Source organism: Actinotalea lenta (genome assembly GCF_030586465.1).
GTDB classification, from domain to species: domain Bacteria; phylum Actinomycetota; class Actinomycetes; order Actinomycetales; family Cellulomonadaceae; genus Actinotalea; species Actinotalea lenta.
The window spans coordinates 2,012,848-2,026,880 of the sequence record NZ_JAUQYP010000001.1; the positions used below are offsets into that span (position 1 = coordinate 2,012,848).

Below are 14,033 nucleotides of genomic sequence, written 5' to 3' on the forward strand. Positions count from 1 at the left end.
CACAGGTAGGCGGTGCCGGCGGCAAGGGCGAGTGCTGCCAGGCCCACCAGGGCCGTCGTGATGCGCAGGCCGCGACCTGGCCGCGGCCGTGCGGCAGGTTCGTGCGGCGGTGGCCCCGCGCGGCGTGAGTGCCGTGCCGGGTCGCCCGCTTCGTGGCTCGGCGTCGCGTCGTGCGCATCGGAGGGCTTGGTCGCACCCCCGGCCTCGTCCGCCTCGCCAGCCGGGCGCGAGGCGGCCCGCGGCACGGGCACGCGAGGTGGCACCGCCCGCTGGGTGGAGGCGCGCACGTCGCTCGGGTCGCTCACGCCGTCCAGGATAAGTGGCGGGGAGGTGTGGTTCGCGGTGACGTGGCGCACGTCACCCCACGGGACCTGTGAGGTCCTCGCCAGGCCCTTCGCCCACCGGGTCGGGGAAGGGCGACGCCTCCCGGAAGGCCAGCTGGAGAGACTTCAGGCCGTCCCGCAGGGCACGCGCGTGCTGGTTGCCGAGGTCGGGCGCCGATGCCGTGACGAGGCCGGCGAGCGCGACGATCAGTGTGCGTGCCTCGTCCAGGTCCATCATGTCGGTGCCGGTTCGCTGCTCGGTGTCGGGGGCCAGGCCGCACTTGACGGCGGCTGCGCTCATGAGGTGGACGGCCGCCGTCGTGATGATCTCCACGGCTGGGACGTCGGCGATGTCACGGGCCTCGTCGGGCTCCGGCTGCTGGGGGGTGCTCATGGGGTCGATCCTCGCAGGTGATAACATGGCGCCCGACCAACCGGTCCGCTCTCGTCTGTGCGTGAGCGGTCCGGTGCACAAGTGGAGTCCTTCCCACCCAGGCGCCGACGGAGCCCGGCGGTGACCCGCCGCCAGCTCGACAGGTACCGGGTTCGGTCCAGCGGTCTCGTTCGCGCGAGACCGTGTGCGGCGTACAGCCATGACGTCGTGCAGGACTCAGGCCTCCGCTCGCGCTCGACAGCGGGGGCCTTTCTCGTTGCCGGTGGTCATCCCGACGACGTACGAGGAGTCCCACATCAGCGAGCCCCGCATCAACGATCGGATCCGCGTCTCCGAGGTCCGCCTCGTCGGTCCGAACGGCGAGCAGGTCGGCATCGTCCGCGTGGAGGACGCGCTGCGGCTGGCGCAGGAGGCCGACCTCGACCTGGTCGAGGTCGCCCCGGACGCCCGCCCGCCGGTCTGCAAGCTCATGGACTACGGCAAGTACAAGTACGAAGCGGACATGAAGGCGCGCGAGGCCCGACGTAACCAGGCCAACACCGTGCTCAAGGAGATCCGCTTCCGGCTGAAGATCGACCCGCACGACTACGGCACGAAGAAGGGCCACGTCGAGCGGTTCCTCAAGGCCGGGGACAAGGTCAAGGTCATGATCATGTTCCGCGGACGCGAGCAGTCCCGCCCCGAGATGGGTGTGCGCCTGCTGCAGCGGCTGGCGGACGACGTGTCCGACCTCGGCACCATCGAGAGCATGCCGCGCCAGGACGGGCGGAACATGATCATGGTGCTCGGCCCGACGAAGAAGAAGGCGGACGTCAAGAACGAGCAGCGGCGTAGGGCCCGCGAGGCCGAGGCCGAGGCCGCCAAGGCGTCCGAGCAGTCTCCGGCTGAGCAGGCTCCGGCTGAGCAGGCTCCGGCTCCGGTTGAGCAGGCTCCGGCTCCGGTTGAGCAGGCTCCGGCTCCGGTTGAGCAGGCTCCGGCTGAGCAGGCTCCGGCTCCGGCTGAGCAGGCTCCGGCTGAGCAGACCCAGGCGACGGCTCCGGCGAGCGCCCAGGCCTCGGCAGCGGCCCAGCCCGCGAAGGTGCCGTCGCCGAAGCCGACGCCTGCGAGCGGCCGTCCGGCGGCAGGTTCCGCGCCGAAGCCTTCCCCGCGGCCGCGGGCTCCGAAGAGCTGACCCCCACCCGTGCCGCCAGCCCGGCGGCCTGACACAGAGAGGGCACCCCCAGTGCCGAAGAACAAGACGCACAGCGGTGCGAAGAAGCGGTTCCGGGTGACCGGGTCCGGCAAGCTGATGCGCGAGCAGGCGGGCGCCCGTCACCTGTTCGAGCACAAGCCGAGCCGCCTGACCCGCCGCCTGGCTTCCGACCAGCCGGTGGCCGCTGCCGACGTCCCCAAGATCAAGAAGCTGCTCGGCAAGTGACCGCGCGGGGCCCTGCGCCCCGCCGTCACCTGTGAGCCCCGGAAAGGAGCATCACGTGGCACGCGTGAAGCGGGCGGTCAACGCCCAGAAGAAGCGTCGTTCGACCTTGGAGCGGGCCAGCGGCTACCGCGGTCAGCGTTCGCGGCTGTACCGCAAGGCCAAGGAGCAGGTCACCCACTCGCTCGTGTACGCCTACCGCGACCGCAAGGTTCGCAAGGGCGACTTCCGCAAGCTCTGGATCCAGCGGATCAACGCGGCGTCGCGTGCGCAGGGCCTGACCTACAACCGGCTGATCCAGGGCCTCAAGCTCGCGGGCGTCGAGGTCGACCGTCGTGTGCTGGCGGACCTGGCCGTCAACGACACCCCGGCCTTCAACGCGCTGGTGCAGGTCGCCAAGGACGCGCTGCCCGCCGACGTCAACGCGCCGTCGGCCGCCTGAGCACGATCATCCCGGACGCCCGGCCGTGCCCGAGCTGACCAACCCCCGCGCGGAGCGGGTCAGGTCGGTACGGGCCCTGGCCGGGCGTCCGGTGCGTGACCGGCGGGGTCTGTTCCTCGTCGAGGGTCCGCAACCCGTGCGTGAGGCCGTGCGGCACATGCCCGAGCGGGTGCGCGACCTGTACCTCACCGTCGGCGCAGCCGAGAGGTACCCGGAGATCCTCGCTGCTGCTCGCGGCGCCGACGTGCCGGTGTGGCTCAGCGCGAGCGAGGTGCTGGACACCATGTCCCGGGATGCCCAGGGTGTCCTCGCGGTGGTCAGGACCTGGTCGTCGACCATCGACGAGCTCGTTCACCCCCGCCTCGTGGCGGTGCTGGCCGCGGTGCGCGACCCTGGCAACGCGGGCACGGTGATCCGCACCGCCGACGCTGCTGGAGCCTCGGCCGTGATCCTCGCCGGAGCATCGGTCGACCTGTTCAACCCCAAGGTCGTCCGCTCGACCGCGGGCTCGCTCTTCCACCTGCCCGTGATGCGTTCCGGCGACCTGCCCGAGGTCCTCGTGAGCGTGCGCGGCCTCGGGCTCCAGGTCCTCGCGGCCGACGGGGGCGGCGCCCTCGACCTCGACGACCTTCTCGATGCCGCAGCCTCCGACGCCCCGGCCGGGACGGACCTGCGGGCACCGACGGCGTGGCTGTTCGGCAACGAGGCGTGGGGGCTGCCGGCCGAGGACGTCGCGCGAGCCGACGGCGTCGTGCGCATACCCCTGCGGGGCGCCGCCGAGTCGCTGAACCTGGCGACGGCCGCTGCGCTGTGCCTGTACGCCTCCGCCCGCGCGCAGCGCTGAGACGTGCCCGCGGGCGCAGGCTCAGGGCTGCTGCGTGGGGTAGGGCTGGTACGTCTGCTGCGTGGGGTAGGGCTGGTACGGCCGCTGCTGGTACGGCTGCGGACCGCGCAGGGCGCGCTCCGACGGCATGAGGATCCACAGCACCGGGTAGATGAGGATCTGGCTCCCGGGCAGGATCATCAGGATCAGGATGAACAGCAGGCGGGTCGGCCAGGGGTCCAGCCCGAACCGGCGCCCCAGCCCGGCGCACACCCCGGCCAGGACCCGATCCTGCTCGGGGCGGACGAGGCCCTGCTGGGCCATCTGGTCGTGGATCATCGTGGTGCTTCCTTCTCGCAGGTCGTCGTACCGGTGGGCCCGGCACGACGACAGCATGGGCGCCGGACAGCGGCGCGCACATCGGGGCGGGACCCTGATCCGTCCCTGATCCGGCCCTGAGAGCCGGGCCGTGGACCGTGACGTCCGGTGGACGCGCACACGGGGCGGGCGTCGGGTGAGAGCCTGGGGCGTGCGCCTGTTCGCGTCGCTCCGCCCGCCCGTGCCCGTCCTGGATCACCTGCGCCACGCCCTGGTGCTCGCGACGGCCGGCGCGGAGCTCCCGGTGCGGTGGACGGCTGAGGAGAACTGGCACCTGACGGTCGCGTTCTACGGCGAGGTCCCGGACGGGGCCGCCGATGAGCTCGCCGACGCCCTGGCAGAGGTCGCGGCAGGCGTCCCACCCTTCTCGCTGCGGTTGCGCGGCGCCGGGGTGTTCGCGGGTCGGACGGTCTGGGTGGGCGCGGCCGGGGACCTCGACGCGATGGCGACCCTCGCGGCACGCGCGCGTGCCGCGGGGGAGTCGATCAGCGCCTTCCGCGACAGGGAGCGTCTGCGGCCGCACCTGACGGTGGGCCGGGTCGTCGCCGAACCCCGCCGGCGGGTGTGGCGCCGCGTGACGCCGACGGCGGTGGACCGACTCGTGCACGCGTTGGCGCTGTACGAGGGGCCCACCTGGACCGTCGACACCCTGCTGCTCGAGCAGTCGTGGCCCGGGGCCGGGCGGGGCGGCGGGCCGCTTTACGACACGCGCGCCAGCCACCCGCTGGGCTGAGCGTCCACCACCTCGACGGCTGCCAGCCAGGGGGCACGGCGGCGGATCAGCCCCTCGAGTCGTGCGTGCACCGTCAGCGCCGCAGCCGGGCAGCCGTGGCACGCCCCGGCAAGACGGACGCTGACCACGTCCGGCCCGACGTCGACCAGGCGGACGTCTCCGCCGTGCCCGGCGGCGTAGGGGCCGATGACCTGGTCCAGGGCGTCGCGGGCGGCCGCCTCGAGGGCGCGGCGGCGGCTGTCCGCGTCTGCGGCACCGCGGCGCAGGAGGGCCGCGGCCCGCTGCGCGGCCGTGCGGACCTGACGTGCCTGCGTGGTCCAGCTGTGACCCGGGCGCAGGGTGACGCGCACGGCGTCGCGCTCGGCCCGCACGGCGCCGACCACGTGTGCCGAGACGAGCGGGGCGAAGGCGGCACGCACGCAGGCGTCCCAGTCCTGCGCTACGCCGTCGAGGCCCTGGCCGAACCGCCACAGCAGCGTCGTGGGGTCGTCGGTGCGCTCGGGGTGCACTGCTTCGGTCATCCGAGCACCCCCACCAGGCTTCGCGCCGCCCAGGCCATCACCCACGCCAGCACCCCCATGTAGGTGAACGCGAGCGCCGGCCACCGCCACGAGTTGGACTCCCGCCGCAGCACCGCGATCGTGGCGAAGCACTGCAGCGCATAGACGAAGAAGACCAGCAGCGCCGCGATGGTCGGCGCCGTGAAGAGGGGCTGGCCCGCGCGGGGGCCCTCGGTCCACGTCAGCTCCTGCAACGCCGTCGACGGGGAGTCCGGGTTCTCGGCGGTCGCCACCTGTCCCATGGTGGAGACGAAGACCTCGCGGGCCGCCATCGAGCCGAGGAGGCCGACGTCGATGCGCCAGTCGAAGCCGAGTGGCTCGAACACGGGCTGCACCGCGTGGCCGAGCGATGCCGCCCAGCTGTGGTCCAGGACGTAGGCGGAGGCGTCGGCCGGGTCCATGCCGGCGGTCTCGGCCGGCCGGGACGGGAACGAGAGCAGCGCCCAGAGCACCACGGAGGCCGCCAGGATCACCGTCGCCATCTTGCGCAGGAACGTCCCGACCGCACCGCCGACGGCGTGCAGGACCGTCCGCCACGACGGCACACGATAGGGCGGCAGCTCGAGGTAGAAGGGCAACCCACCCCCGCGCAGGGCGGTCTTGGTGAGCACAGCCGCCGCGACCAGCGTGGACAGGCCCCCCAGCAGGTAGAGCCCGAACAGCACGAGCCCCTGGGCGCCGAACGGCCCCCACGTCGCGCCGGACGGCACGAGCATGCCGACCAGCAGCAGGTACACCGGCAGCCGCGCCGAGCATGGCATGAGCGGCGCGCTGAGCATCGTCGCCAGCCTGTCCCGCGAGGACGGCATGGTGCGGGTGGACATGATCCCCGGGACTGCGCACGCGACCGAGGAGAGCATCGACACGAACGCGCGCCCGTCCAGCCCTGTCACCGCCATGACCCGGTCCATCAGCACCGCGGCCCGGGCCAGGTAGCCGGACCCCTCGAGGAGCGCCAGGAGCACGAACAGCAGGGCGATCTGGGGCAGGAACACGAGCACACCGCCGACGCCACCGATCAGGGCGGTGCTGACGAAGTCCGCTACCAGCGGGGGACCGATCGCCGCCGACGCGGCGTCGGACAGCCGCGAGAACGCGCCCTCGACGAGACCCTGGAGGGGGGCGGCCACCGCGAAGATGGTCTGGAAGAACACGGCCATCACCACGAGGAACGCCAGCAGGCCGCCGAGCGGGTGCAGCAGCACCCGGTCGATCCCGCGGGAGCGGCGCGGCAGGGTTGCCGCGCGATACCCGGCGGCCCCGAGGACGGACGTCGTCCAGGCCGCGAGCTCGTCGTCGTCGTCGACCGGTGGCGGGAGGACCGGGCGTTCCCAGGTCCGCCAGGCGAGGATGGCGTCGCGCAGCGCTGGGACCCCGCGACCCCGGTGCCCGACGACCTCGACCACCGGCATCCCGAGGGCTCGGCCGAGCTCCACGGCGTCGACGTCACCGCCCGCGGACCGCAGCTCGTCCGTCATCGTCAGGGCCACAGCGCACGGCAGACCCTTCGCCGCGGCCTGGGCGACCAGCGACATCGAGCGGCGCAGCGTGGTCGCGTCCACCACGAGCACCAGGGCGTCCGGGGGCGGCGCGCCGGGCAGACGGCCGGCGAGGTGGTCGGCGACGACCTGCTCGTCCGGGCTCAGCGGCGTGAGGCCGTAGGTCCCGGGCAGGTCGGTGACGCCGACGGACGGCATCCCGCCCCTGGCCTCGATCCGGCCGCTGGACCGGGTCACGGTCACGCCGGGGTAGTTGGCGGTCTTCACGCGCAGCCCGGTGAGGTGGTTGAAGACGCTGGACTTGCCGACGTTCGGCGCGCCGACGAGCGCGATCTCTGCCGCCCCGGCGGGTGCCGAGGCGGCACCCGCGTCGTGACAGGTGGCACTCACCGCACGACCACCAGCTCCGCGAGGTCGCTGCGCAGGCACAGGTCGCTCTCGCCGATCCGGTACACGACGGGGGAGCCGAAGGGGGCTCGTCGCACGCAGACGACCGGTGCGCCGGCGGTGATCCCGAGGTCGCGGAGCCGGCACCGCACAGCCGGGTCGCACTCGCAGATCTCGGCGACCGTCGCGGCATCGCCGGTGCGCAGTCGCGCGAGCCGGTCGGCGGGGGCATTGCGGCGTGCCATCGTGTCTCCGGGTGGGATGTGCCTGGCGGTGGTCGTGCCGGTCGGTCGGACCGGCCGGCACCTAGGTTAGTGCAGCCTTACCTAAACAAGTCCGGGTTGAAGGTCCCGCCTCGGGACGCCCCCAAGGGCCTCGGCCCTGCTGTGGCAGGATGAGGCCCGTGGTGCGGACCGAGGCGCATGGCTGTGGATCCGGCGGCCGTGGATCCGGCGGCCGTCGATTTACGCAGCCCGCCGGTGGGCTGTGCGGCTGACGGTCGCGCCCCGAGGCCCACGGCGGGCTGCCGTGACCACCCCGACCCGCCCGAAAGGCTCGCGCACGCATGTCTGAGACCGCCCCCTTGTCCCCCCTGGACGCCGAGGGTGTCGATACCGCCGTCGAGGCCGCCCTCGCCGCGTTCGACGCCGCCGAGGACCTCGACGCACTGAAGCAGGCCCGGATCGCGCACGTCGGCGACCGCAGCCCGCTCGCCCTGGCCAACCGGGCCATCGGCGGCCTGGAAGCGACCCGGAAGGCCGAGGCGGGCAAGCGGATCGGTGCGGCGCGCGGGCGGGTCAACCAGGCGTTCGCCGCGCGTCAGAGCGCGCTCGAGGCGGACCGGGACGCCCGCGTGCTGCGGGAGGAGGCCGTGGACGTCACGTTGCCCACCGACCGGCGGCCGGCCGGCGCCCGGCACCCGATCTCGTGGGTGCAGGAGCGCATCGCGGACTTCTTCGTCGGGATGGGCTGGGAGATTGCCGAGGGCCCGGAGCTCGAGGCCGAGTGGTTCAACTTCGACGCCCTCAACTTCGGCGTGGACCATCCGGCCCGCCAGATGCAGGACACGTTCTTCGTCGAGCACCCCGAGGGCCCGGACGCCGGTCCCTCCGGCCTGGTGCTGCGCACCCACACCTCGCCGGTCCAGGCGCGCTCACTGCTCGAGCGCGACCTGCCGGTGTACATCGCGTGCCCCGGACGCACGTTCCGCACCGATGAGCTGGACGCCTCGCACTCCCCGGTGTTCCACCAGGTGGAGGGCCTGGCGATCGACACGCACCTGACGATGGCGCACCTCAAGGGCACGCTGGACCACTTCGCGCGGGCGATGTTCGGCCCCGAGGCCCGCACCCGCCTGCGCCCCTCGTTCTTCCCTTTCACGGAGCCGAGCGCCGAGATGGACCTGTGGTTCCCCCAGAAGAAGGGCGGCCCGGGCTGGATCGAGTGGGGCGGGTGCGGGATGGTCAACCCCAACGTGCTGCGCTCGGTCGGCGTCGACCCCGACGTGTACCAGGGCTTCGCATTCGGCATGGGCATCGAGCGCACCCTCATGCTGCGGCACGGGATCGGTGACATGTACGACATCGTCGAGGGCGACGTGCGGTTCTCCCTCCAGCTCGAGGGGACCATCTGATGCCGCGCATCCCGCTGCCCTGGCTGGCCGAGCACGTCGCCCTGCGCGGCGGCACCGACGCCGAGACGCTCGCCGCGGACCTGGTCAGGGTCGGGCTCGAGGAGGAGGCGATCCACCCCGCCGCCGTGTCCGGCCCGCTCGTGGTGGGCCGGGTGCTGACCGAGGTCGGCGAGCCACAGAAGAACGGTAAGACGATCCACTGGTGCACGGTGGACGTCGGGCCGGAGCACAACGCGGTCAACCCCGTCGACCCGGAGGGCCCGCCGTCGCGCGGCATCGTGTGCGGCGCGCACAACTTCGCCGCGGGTGACCTCGTCGTCGTCGCGCTGCCTGGCAGCACGCTGCCCGGTCCCTTCCCGATCGCGGCGCGCAAGACCTACGGGCACGTCTCGGACGGGATGATCTGCTCGGTGCGTGAGCTCGGGATCGGGGACGAGCACGACGGCATCCTGGTGCTCGACGACGCCGCCGTGCGCCGCTACGGCCTCGAGTCAGCGGCTCTGGTCCCGGGCGCGGACGCGCGTTCGCTGCTCGGCCTGGCCGACGAGGTCCTGGAGATCAACGTCACGCCCGACCGTGGCTACTGCTTCTCGATGCGGGGCGTGGCCCGCGAGTACTCGCACTCCACGGGCGCGCCGTTCCGCGACCCGGCGCTCGCGACCGCTGGCGACCTCACCCCTGCGTCGGGCGGCTTCCCGGTGGAGCTGGCCGACGACGCACCCATCCACGGCACGCCGGGCTGCGACCGCTTCGTCGCGCAGGTCGTCCGCGGGGTCGACCCCACGCGCCCGTCGCCCGGCTGGATGCAGCGCCGTCTCACCCAGGCGGGGATGCGCCCGATCTCGCTCGCGGTCGACGTGACCAACTACGTCATGCTCGACCTCGGCCAGCCGTTGCACGCCTACGACCTGACGAGCCTTGCGGCGCCCATCGTGGTGCGTCGCGCCGCGGCGGGGGAGCAGCTGACCACCCTGGACGACGTGACGCGTCGGCTCGACCCCGAAGACCTGCTCATCACCGACTCGCCAGACGGGACCGGGAGTCGCATCCTGGGCCTGGCCGGCGTGATGGGCGGGGCGGAGACCGAGGTGTCGGCGGCCACGACCGACCTGCTCATCGAGGGGGCGCACTTCGACCCGATCACCGTGGCCCGCACGTCGCGGCGCCACAAGCTGCCCTCGGAGGCCGCCAAGCGCTTCGAGCGCGGCGTCGACCCGCAGCTCCAGCGGGTTGCGGTGCGCCGGTGCGCCGAGCTCATCACCACCTACGGAGGTGGTGAGGTCACTGGCGAGCTGACGGACGTCGGGTCGCCCGCCGAGCCGGTGACGATCACCCTGCCGCTCGACCTCCCCGCGCGGGTGGTCGGTGTCCCGTACACCGCCGAGGAGGTCCTGGGCACCCTGCATGACCTGGGCTGCGAGCTCGGTCCGGTGCGCGCCCACGACGGCCGCGAGGTCGTCGACGTGACGGTGCCGTCCTGGCGGCCGGACCTGCAGGTCCCTGTTGACCTCGTCGAGGAGGTCGCGCGGCTCCAGGGCTACGACCGGATCGACTCCGTGCTGCCGGCGGCACCAGCCGGTCGCGGGCTGACCCAGGGCCAGCGCCTGCGTCGGCGTGTGGCGGACGCGCTCGCCGACGCCGGATGGGTGGAGACCTTGTCCTACCCGTTCGTCGGAGACGCGGAGCTCGACGCGCTCGGGCTACCGGCCGACGACGAGCGGCGCCGCGCCGCGCGGCTGGTCAACCCGCTGGCCGAGAACCAGCCCTTGATGCGGACCTCGCTGCTGCTCACCGTGCTGTCAACGGCGCGACGCAACGTGTCGCGGGGTACGGGCGACGTCGCGCTGTACGAGATCGGTCTGGTCACGAAGTCGGACGGGGCCGCGGCGCCGGCGCCGACCGGCGGCACGCATCCGGGTGACGAGGTGCTGGCGCGCATCGAGGGTGCGGTCCCGTCCCAGCCGCGCCATGTCGCCGGTGTGGTCGCAGGGCGGCGGGAGCCCGCCGGGTGGTGGGGGCCGGGGCGTCCGGCGGATCACACGGATGCGATCGAGGCGGCGCGGACCGTGGCCCGGGCTGTCGGCGTGGACGTGACGGTGCGGGCGGACGGCCCGATGCCCTGGCACCCGGGCCGGTGCGCGGCGATCCTCGTCGGCGACACCGTCGTGGGGCACGCCGGCGAGCTGCACCCGACCGTCGCGGCGACGCTCGACCTGCCGGCCCGCGCGGCGGCGTTCGAGGTCGACCTGGACGCCCTGGTCGCCGCCGTACCGGCGAGCCCCCGGCAGGCCGTCCCGATCTCGACCTACCCCCTGGCCAAGGAGGACCTCGCGCTCGTCGTGGCGGAGTCGGTGACCGCGGCGGACCTGACGGCGGCCGTACGGGCTGGCGCGACCGGCACGGCGGTGGGCGACGTGCTGGAGGACCTTCGCCTCTTCGACGTCTATCGCGGCGCCCAGCTGGGTGAGGGGCGCAAGTCGCTGGCGTTCGCCCTGCGCCTGCGCGCCGGTGACCGCACGCTCACCAACGAGGAGATCGTGGCCGTCCGCGAGGGCGCCATCGCCGAGGCCGCCCGCCGCTGCAACGCCATCCTCCGCAGCTGACCCCCGAGGACCTTCACCGGAGGACCCCCCACCCCAGATGGTGATCAAGGAATTCGTGCTCACGTCGCGTGCGCGGATTCCTTGATCACGCCCAGCGCATGTGCGCGGATTCCTTGATCACGCCCCGGGGGCCGGGTGGGTCAGACGTAGCTGGAGTAGGAGGGGAGGTCCAGGACGCCGTTGCCGGACAGTCCGATGACGATGGTCTCGTCAGTGGTGGCCTGCCGGGCGTGGGCGATCGCACCCGCGACGGCGTGGGTCGACTCCGGGGCTGGGATGATCGCCTCCGCCCGGGCGAACTCGAGGCCCGCGGCGAACGCGGCGTCCTGGTCGATCGCGATCGCGTCCAGCAACCCCAGCTCCTTGGCGTGCGAGACCATCGGCGCCATGCCGTGGTAGCGCAGGCCGCCCGCATGGATCGGCGGAGGCACGAAGTCCTTGCCGAGGGTGTGCATCTTCAGCAGCGGGGTGAGCCCCGCGACGTCCCCGAAGTCGTAGCGGTACTCCCCCTGGGTGAGCGACGGGCACGCCGCAGGTTCGCAGGCCACAACCCTGGTCGTGGTGCCCTCGCGCAGGTTCCGGCCGAGGAAGGGGAAGGTCAGCCCGCCCAGGTTCGACCCGCCGCCCGCGCACCCGAACACGACATCGGCGCTCTCGCCGATCTCATCGAGCTGGGCGAGCGCCTCTTGGCCGATCACGGTCTGGTGCAGGAGCACATGGTTGAGCACCGAGCCGAGCGAGTAGTGCGCCGTGGGGTTCGTGGCCGCGGCCTCGACCGCCTCGCTGATCGCCATGCCGAGCGATCCCGTGGTGTCCGGGTCGGCCGCCAGCATCGCGCGACCGGCCTGCGTGAGCTCCGACGGTGAAGGGTGGCACGTGCCGCCGTAGACCTCCATCTGCATGCGGCGGTAGGGCTTGGAGTCGTAGGAGGCGCGCACCTGCCAGACCTCGCACTCGAGGTCGAAGAGCGCGCAGGCCATCGACAACGAAGCGCCCCACTGCCCGGCACCCGTCTCGGTGGTGAGCTTGGTGATGCCCTCCGCGGCGTTGTAGTAGGCCTGCGCGACGGCCGTGTTCGGCTTGTGCGAGCCGGCCGGGCTGACGCCCTCGTACTTGTAGAAGATCTTGGCGGGTGTCCCCAGAGCGCGTTCCAGGCGGCGCGCACGGATCAAGGGCGACGGGCGCCACAGGGCGTAGACCTCGCGCACGGCCTGAGGGATCTCGACGTACCGCTCGGTGGACACCTCCTGCATGATCAGCGCCATCGGGAACAGGGGTGCCAGGTCGTCCGGCCCGAGCGGCTCGCGGGTGCCCGGATGCAGCGCGGGGGGCGGCGGCTCGGGAAGGTCCGCTGCGAGGTTGTACCAGTGGGTGGGCACGTCGGAGGGCACCGCCGTGCCCCAGGGCTCGGGAGCGGTCGAGGGGGCGGTGGGGTCGGTCATCGTGGCCCTCCGGCTCGGCGCGGTGTCGCGCGTGGCTGCGGTGCGCGGCCGGCCGGGGAGACCGGCTGCGCACCGCACCCTAGTGCTGCGTGTCCGCGCTCCGGGCCGCGTTTCAGGGAACGAGCAGCACCTTGCCCGTGGTCGTCCGGCCTTCCAGTGCGCGGTGTGCGTCGGCCGCCCGATCCAGCGGGAACCGGGCGCCGATGCGGACGTCCAGGGACCTGTGGGCCACCCTGGTGAACAGGTCGTCCGTGCGTGCGGTGAGCTCGGCCCGATCCCGGATGTGGTGCGCCATGCTCGGTCGGGTGAGGAAGAGTGAACCGCCCTGGGACAGCCGCATGGGGTCGAACGGTGGCACTGCTCCGCTCGCGCCGCCGAACAGCACCAGCGCACCCCGGACCCGCAGGCTCGCCAGCGAGGCGTCGAACGTCGCTCTGCCCACGCCGTCGAAGACGGTGTCGACCCCGACCTCGTCGGTGTGCTCCCGCACCCAGGCCGGCAGCTCGGTGGTCAGGTCGAGGCACCGGTCGTAGCGAAGCACCTCGGCCGCCCCGGCACCGCGGGACAGGGCGGCCTTCTCGTCCGTGGACACGGTGCTGAGGACCCGGGCGCCCTGGGCGACGGCGAGCTGGGTGAGCAGGAGCCCGACCCCACCGGCACCTGCGTGCACGAGCACGTGCTGCCCGGGGTGCACCGGCGCCGTGTCGGTCGTGAGGTAGTGCGCCGTGATGCCCTGCAGCATGAGGGCGGCTGCGACCTCCAGCGCCACGTCCCGCGGTACCGGCACGGTCCGGTCCGCCTCGACCACGACCAGCTCCGCGTACGACCCGGCGTTGCCGTCCGTCCACGCCACGCGGTCGCCCACGGCGACGTCGGCGACCCCGGGGCCGACCGCGGTCACCTCGCCTGCGCCCTCGGCTCCGACGACGTGCGGGAAGTCCATCGGGTAGCGGCCTTCGCGCCGGTAGACGTCGATGAAGTTCAGGCCCGCTGCAGCAAGGCGGACCTGCACCTGCCCCTCACCGGGCGTGGGGTCGGGCAGCTCGTCGACGCGGAGCACGTCGGCCCCGCCGGGTGTGGTAGCTCGCACGGCACGCATGACGCCAGTCAACGCCGCCGGGCCGGTCCGCGCGTCCCGAGCCGCCACGATCACCCGTTCTCCGCTGGATCGGGCGGTGCTCGGCACGATGATCGGCCGGGTCCGATCATCGCGGGCCGCGCAGCGCTCACGGAGTATGCATTGGGCTGTATAGTCATGCATGTGACGATCACTGTGGCGGTCTCCGGCGCCAGCGGCTACGCCGGAGGAGAGGTCCTCCGCCTGCTCGCCCGTCATCCGGAGGTCGAGATCGGTGCCGTGACGGCCCACTCGCACGCCGGCGATCCCCTCGGTGCGCACCAG

General features: G+C 73.1%; 15 protein-coding genes and 1 pseudogene. 8 read left to right on the forward strand and 8 right to left on the reverse strand.

The window, feature by feature from the left end:
• Both Q6348_RS09605 and Q6348_RS09610 read right to left on the reverse strand, forming a co-directional pair.
• On the reverse strand, window positions 1–305 hold a 305-nt coding region (locus Q6348_RS09605; protein ID WP_434062050.1), incomplete at its 3' end, for a hypothetical protein.
• 52 nt (window positions 306–357) lie between these two features.
• Entirely contained in the window at window positions 358–717 is a 360-nt protein-coding gene (locus Q6348_RS09610; protein ID WP_304601074.1) for a DUF1844 domain-containing protein, read from the reverse strand.
• Window positions 718–979: 262 nt separating this feature from the next.
• Here Q6348_RS09610 and infC point away from each other — a divergent pair, with 262 nt between their 5' ends.
• Genes infC through Q6348_RS09630 form a run of 4 tightly spaced genes read left to right on the forward strand, consistent with a single transcriptional unit; the run spans window position 980 to window position 3,417 of the window.
• A complete protein-coding gene (gene infC, locus Q6348_RS09615) occupies window positions 980–1,888 on the forward strand; it encodes a translation initiation factor IF-3 (protein ID WP_304601075.1) in 909 nt (302 codons plus the stop codon).
• A gap of 51 nt (window positions 1,889–1,939) precedes the next feature.
• Entirely contained in the window at window positions 1,940–2,134 is a 195-nt protein-coding gene (gene rpmI, locus Q6348_RS09620; RefSeq protein ID WP_304601076.1) for a 50S ribosomal protein L35, read from the forward strand.
• Window positions 2,135–2,189: 55 nt separating this feature from the next.
• Window positions 2,190–2,573: a 50S ribosomal protein L20 gene (gene rplT, locus Q6348_RS09625; RefSeq protein ID WP_304601077.1), complete on the forward strand. Its 384-nt coding sequence runs from the start codon at window positions 2,190–2,192 to the stop codon at window positions 2,571–2,573.
• 25 nt (window positions 2,574–2,598) lie between these two features.
• The gene (locus tag Q6348_RS09630; RefSeq protein WP_304601078.1) at window positions 2,599–3,417 is read left to right on the forward strand and encodes a TrmH family RNA methyltransferase; all 819 of its coding nucleotides are present in this window, start codon (window positions 2,599–2,601) and stop codon (window positions 3,415–3,417) included.
• A 21-nt stretch (window positions 3,418–3,438) separates the two neighbouring features.
• Here Q6348_RS09630 and Q6348_RS09635 read toward each other — a convergent pair whose 3' ends face one another.
• Window positions 3,439–3,735, reverse strand: a complete 297-nt coding sequence (locus Q6348_RS09635; protein ID WP_304601079.1) for a PspC domain-containing protein — start codon at window positions 3,733–3,735, stop codon at window positions 3,439–3,441.
• 190 nt (window positions 3,736–3,925) lie between these two features.
• On the opposite strand from Q6348_RS09635, the gene thpR reads away from it, so the two are divergent.
• Window positions 3,926–4,507 carry an RNA 2',3'-cyclic phosphodiesterase gene (thpR, locus tag Q6348_RS09640; RefSeq protein WP_304601080.1) on the forward strand — a complete coding sequence of 194 codons (582 nt, stop codon included), beginning with the start codon at window positions 3,926–3,928 and terminating at the stop codon, window positions 4,505–4,507.
• Here the strand turns inward: thpR and Q6348_RS09645 are convergent.
• The 3 genes from Q6348_RS09645 to Q6348_RS09655 are packed head-to-tail and all read right to left on the reverse strand — an operon-like array spanning window position 4,474 to window position 7,198.
• Complete coding sequence (locus Q6348_RS09645) at window positions 4,474–5,028, reverse strand: NifU family protein (RefSeq protein ID WP_304601081.1); 555 nt, start codon at window positions 5,026–5,028, stop codon at window positions 4,474–4,476. The two genes, thpR and Q6348_RS09645, sit on opposite strands and share 34 nt — an antisense overlap.
• The gene (feoB, locus tag Q6348_RS09650) at window positions 5,025–6,956 is read right to left on the reverse strand and encodes a ferrous iron transporter B (RefSeq protein ID WP_304601082.1); all 1,932 of its coding nucleotides are present in this window, start codon (window positions 6,954–6,956) and stop codon (window positions 5,025–5,027) included. Before feoB ends, Q6348_RS09645 begins: the two co-directional genes overlap by 4 nt.
• Window positions 6,953–7,198: a FeoA family protein gene (locus Q6348_RS09655; RefSeq protein ID WP_304601083.1), complete on the reverse strand. Its 246-nt coding sequence runs from the start codon at window positions 7,196–7,198 to the stop codon at window positions 6,953–6,955. Before Q6348_RS09655 ends, feoB begins: the two co-directional genes overlap by 4 nt.
• Window positions 7,199–7,518: 320 nt before the next feature.
• On the opposite strand from Q6348_RS09655, the gene pheS reads away from it, so the two are divergent.
• Together pheS and pheT are read left to right on the forward strand one after the other, a co-directional pair.
• Window positions 7,519–8,586: a phenylalanine--tRNA ligase subunit alpha gene (gene pheS / locus Q6348_RS09660; protein WP_304601084.1), complete on the forward strand. Its 1,068-nt coding sequence runs from the start codon at window positions 7,519–7,521 to the stop codon at window positions 8,584–8,586.
• Window positions 8,586–11,189, forward strand: a complete 2,604-nt coding sequence (gene pheT / locus Q6348_RS09665; RefSeq protein WP_304601085.1) for a phenylalanine--tRNA ligase subunit beta — start codon at window positions 8,586–8,588, stop codon at window positions 11,187–11,189. Before pheS ends, pheT begins: the two co-directional genes overlap by 1 nt.
• Before the next feature lie 140 nt (window positions 11,190–11,329).
• Here pheT and Q6348_RS09670 read toward each other — a convergent pair whose 3' ends face one another.
• Together Q6348_RS09670 and Q6348_RS09675 are read right to left on the reverse strand one after the other, a co-directional pair.
• A complete protein-coding gene (locus Q6348_RS09670; RefSeq protein ID WP_304601086.1) occupies window positions 11,330–12,631 on the reverse strand; it encodes a TrpB-like pyridoxal phosphate-dependent enzyme in 1,302 nt (433 codons plus the stop codon).
• Window positions 12,632–12,743: 112 nt separating this feature from the next.
• Entirely contained in the window at window positions 12,744–13,730 is a 987-nt protein-coding gene (locus tag Q6348_RS09675; protein ID WP_304601087.1) for a quinone oxidoreductase family protein, read from the reverse strand.
• 156 nt (window positions 13,731–13,886) lie between these two features.
• Between Q6348_RS09675 and Q6348_RS09680 the strand changes: the two are divergent.
• Window positions 13,887–14,033, forward strand: a pseudogene (locus Q6348_RS09680) (N-acetyl-gamma-glutamyl-phosphate reductase); the annotation flags it as partial.

Coding starts and splice junctions, on each gene's coding strand:
- Q6348_RS09610 (WP_304601074.1), bottom strand. CDS start 717: ATGAGCACCCCCCAGCAGCCGGAGCCCGACGAGGCCCGTGACATCGCC.
- Q6348_RS09635 (WP_304601079.1), bottom strand. CDS start 3,735: ATGATCCACGACCAGATGGCCCAGCAGGGCCTCGTCCGCCCCGAGCAG.
- Q6348_RS09645 (WP_304601081.1), bottom strand. CDS start 5,028: ATGACCGAAGCAGTGCACCCCGAGCGCACCGACGACCCCACGACGCTG.
- Q6348_RS09655 (WP_304601083.1), bottom strand. CDS start 7,198: ATGGCACGCCGCAATGCCCCCGCCGACCGGCTCGCGCGACTGCGCACC.
- pheS (WP_304601084.1), top strand. CDS start 7,519: ATGTCTGAGACCGCCCCCTTGTCCCCCCTGGACGCCGAGGGTGTCGAT.
- pheT (WP_304601085.1), top strand. CDS start 8,586: ATGCCGCGCATCCCGCTGCCCTGGCTGGCCGAGCACGTCGCCCTGCGC.
- Q6348_RS09670 (WP_304601086.1), bottom strand. CDS start 12,631: ATGACCGACCCCACCGCCCCCTCGACCGCTCCCGAGCCCTGGGGCACG.
- Q6348_RS09675 (WP_304601087.1), bottom strand. CDS start 13,730: ATGCGTGCCGTGCGAGCTACCACACCCGGCGGGGCCGACGTGCTCCGC.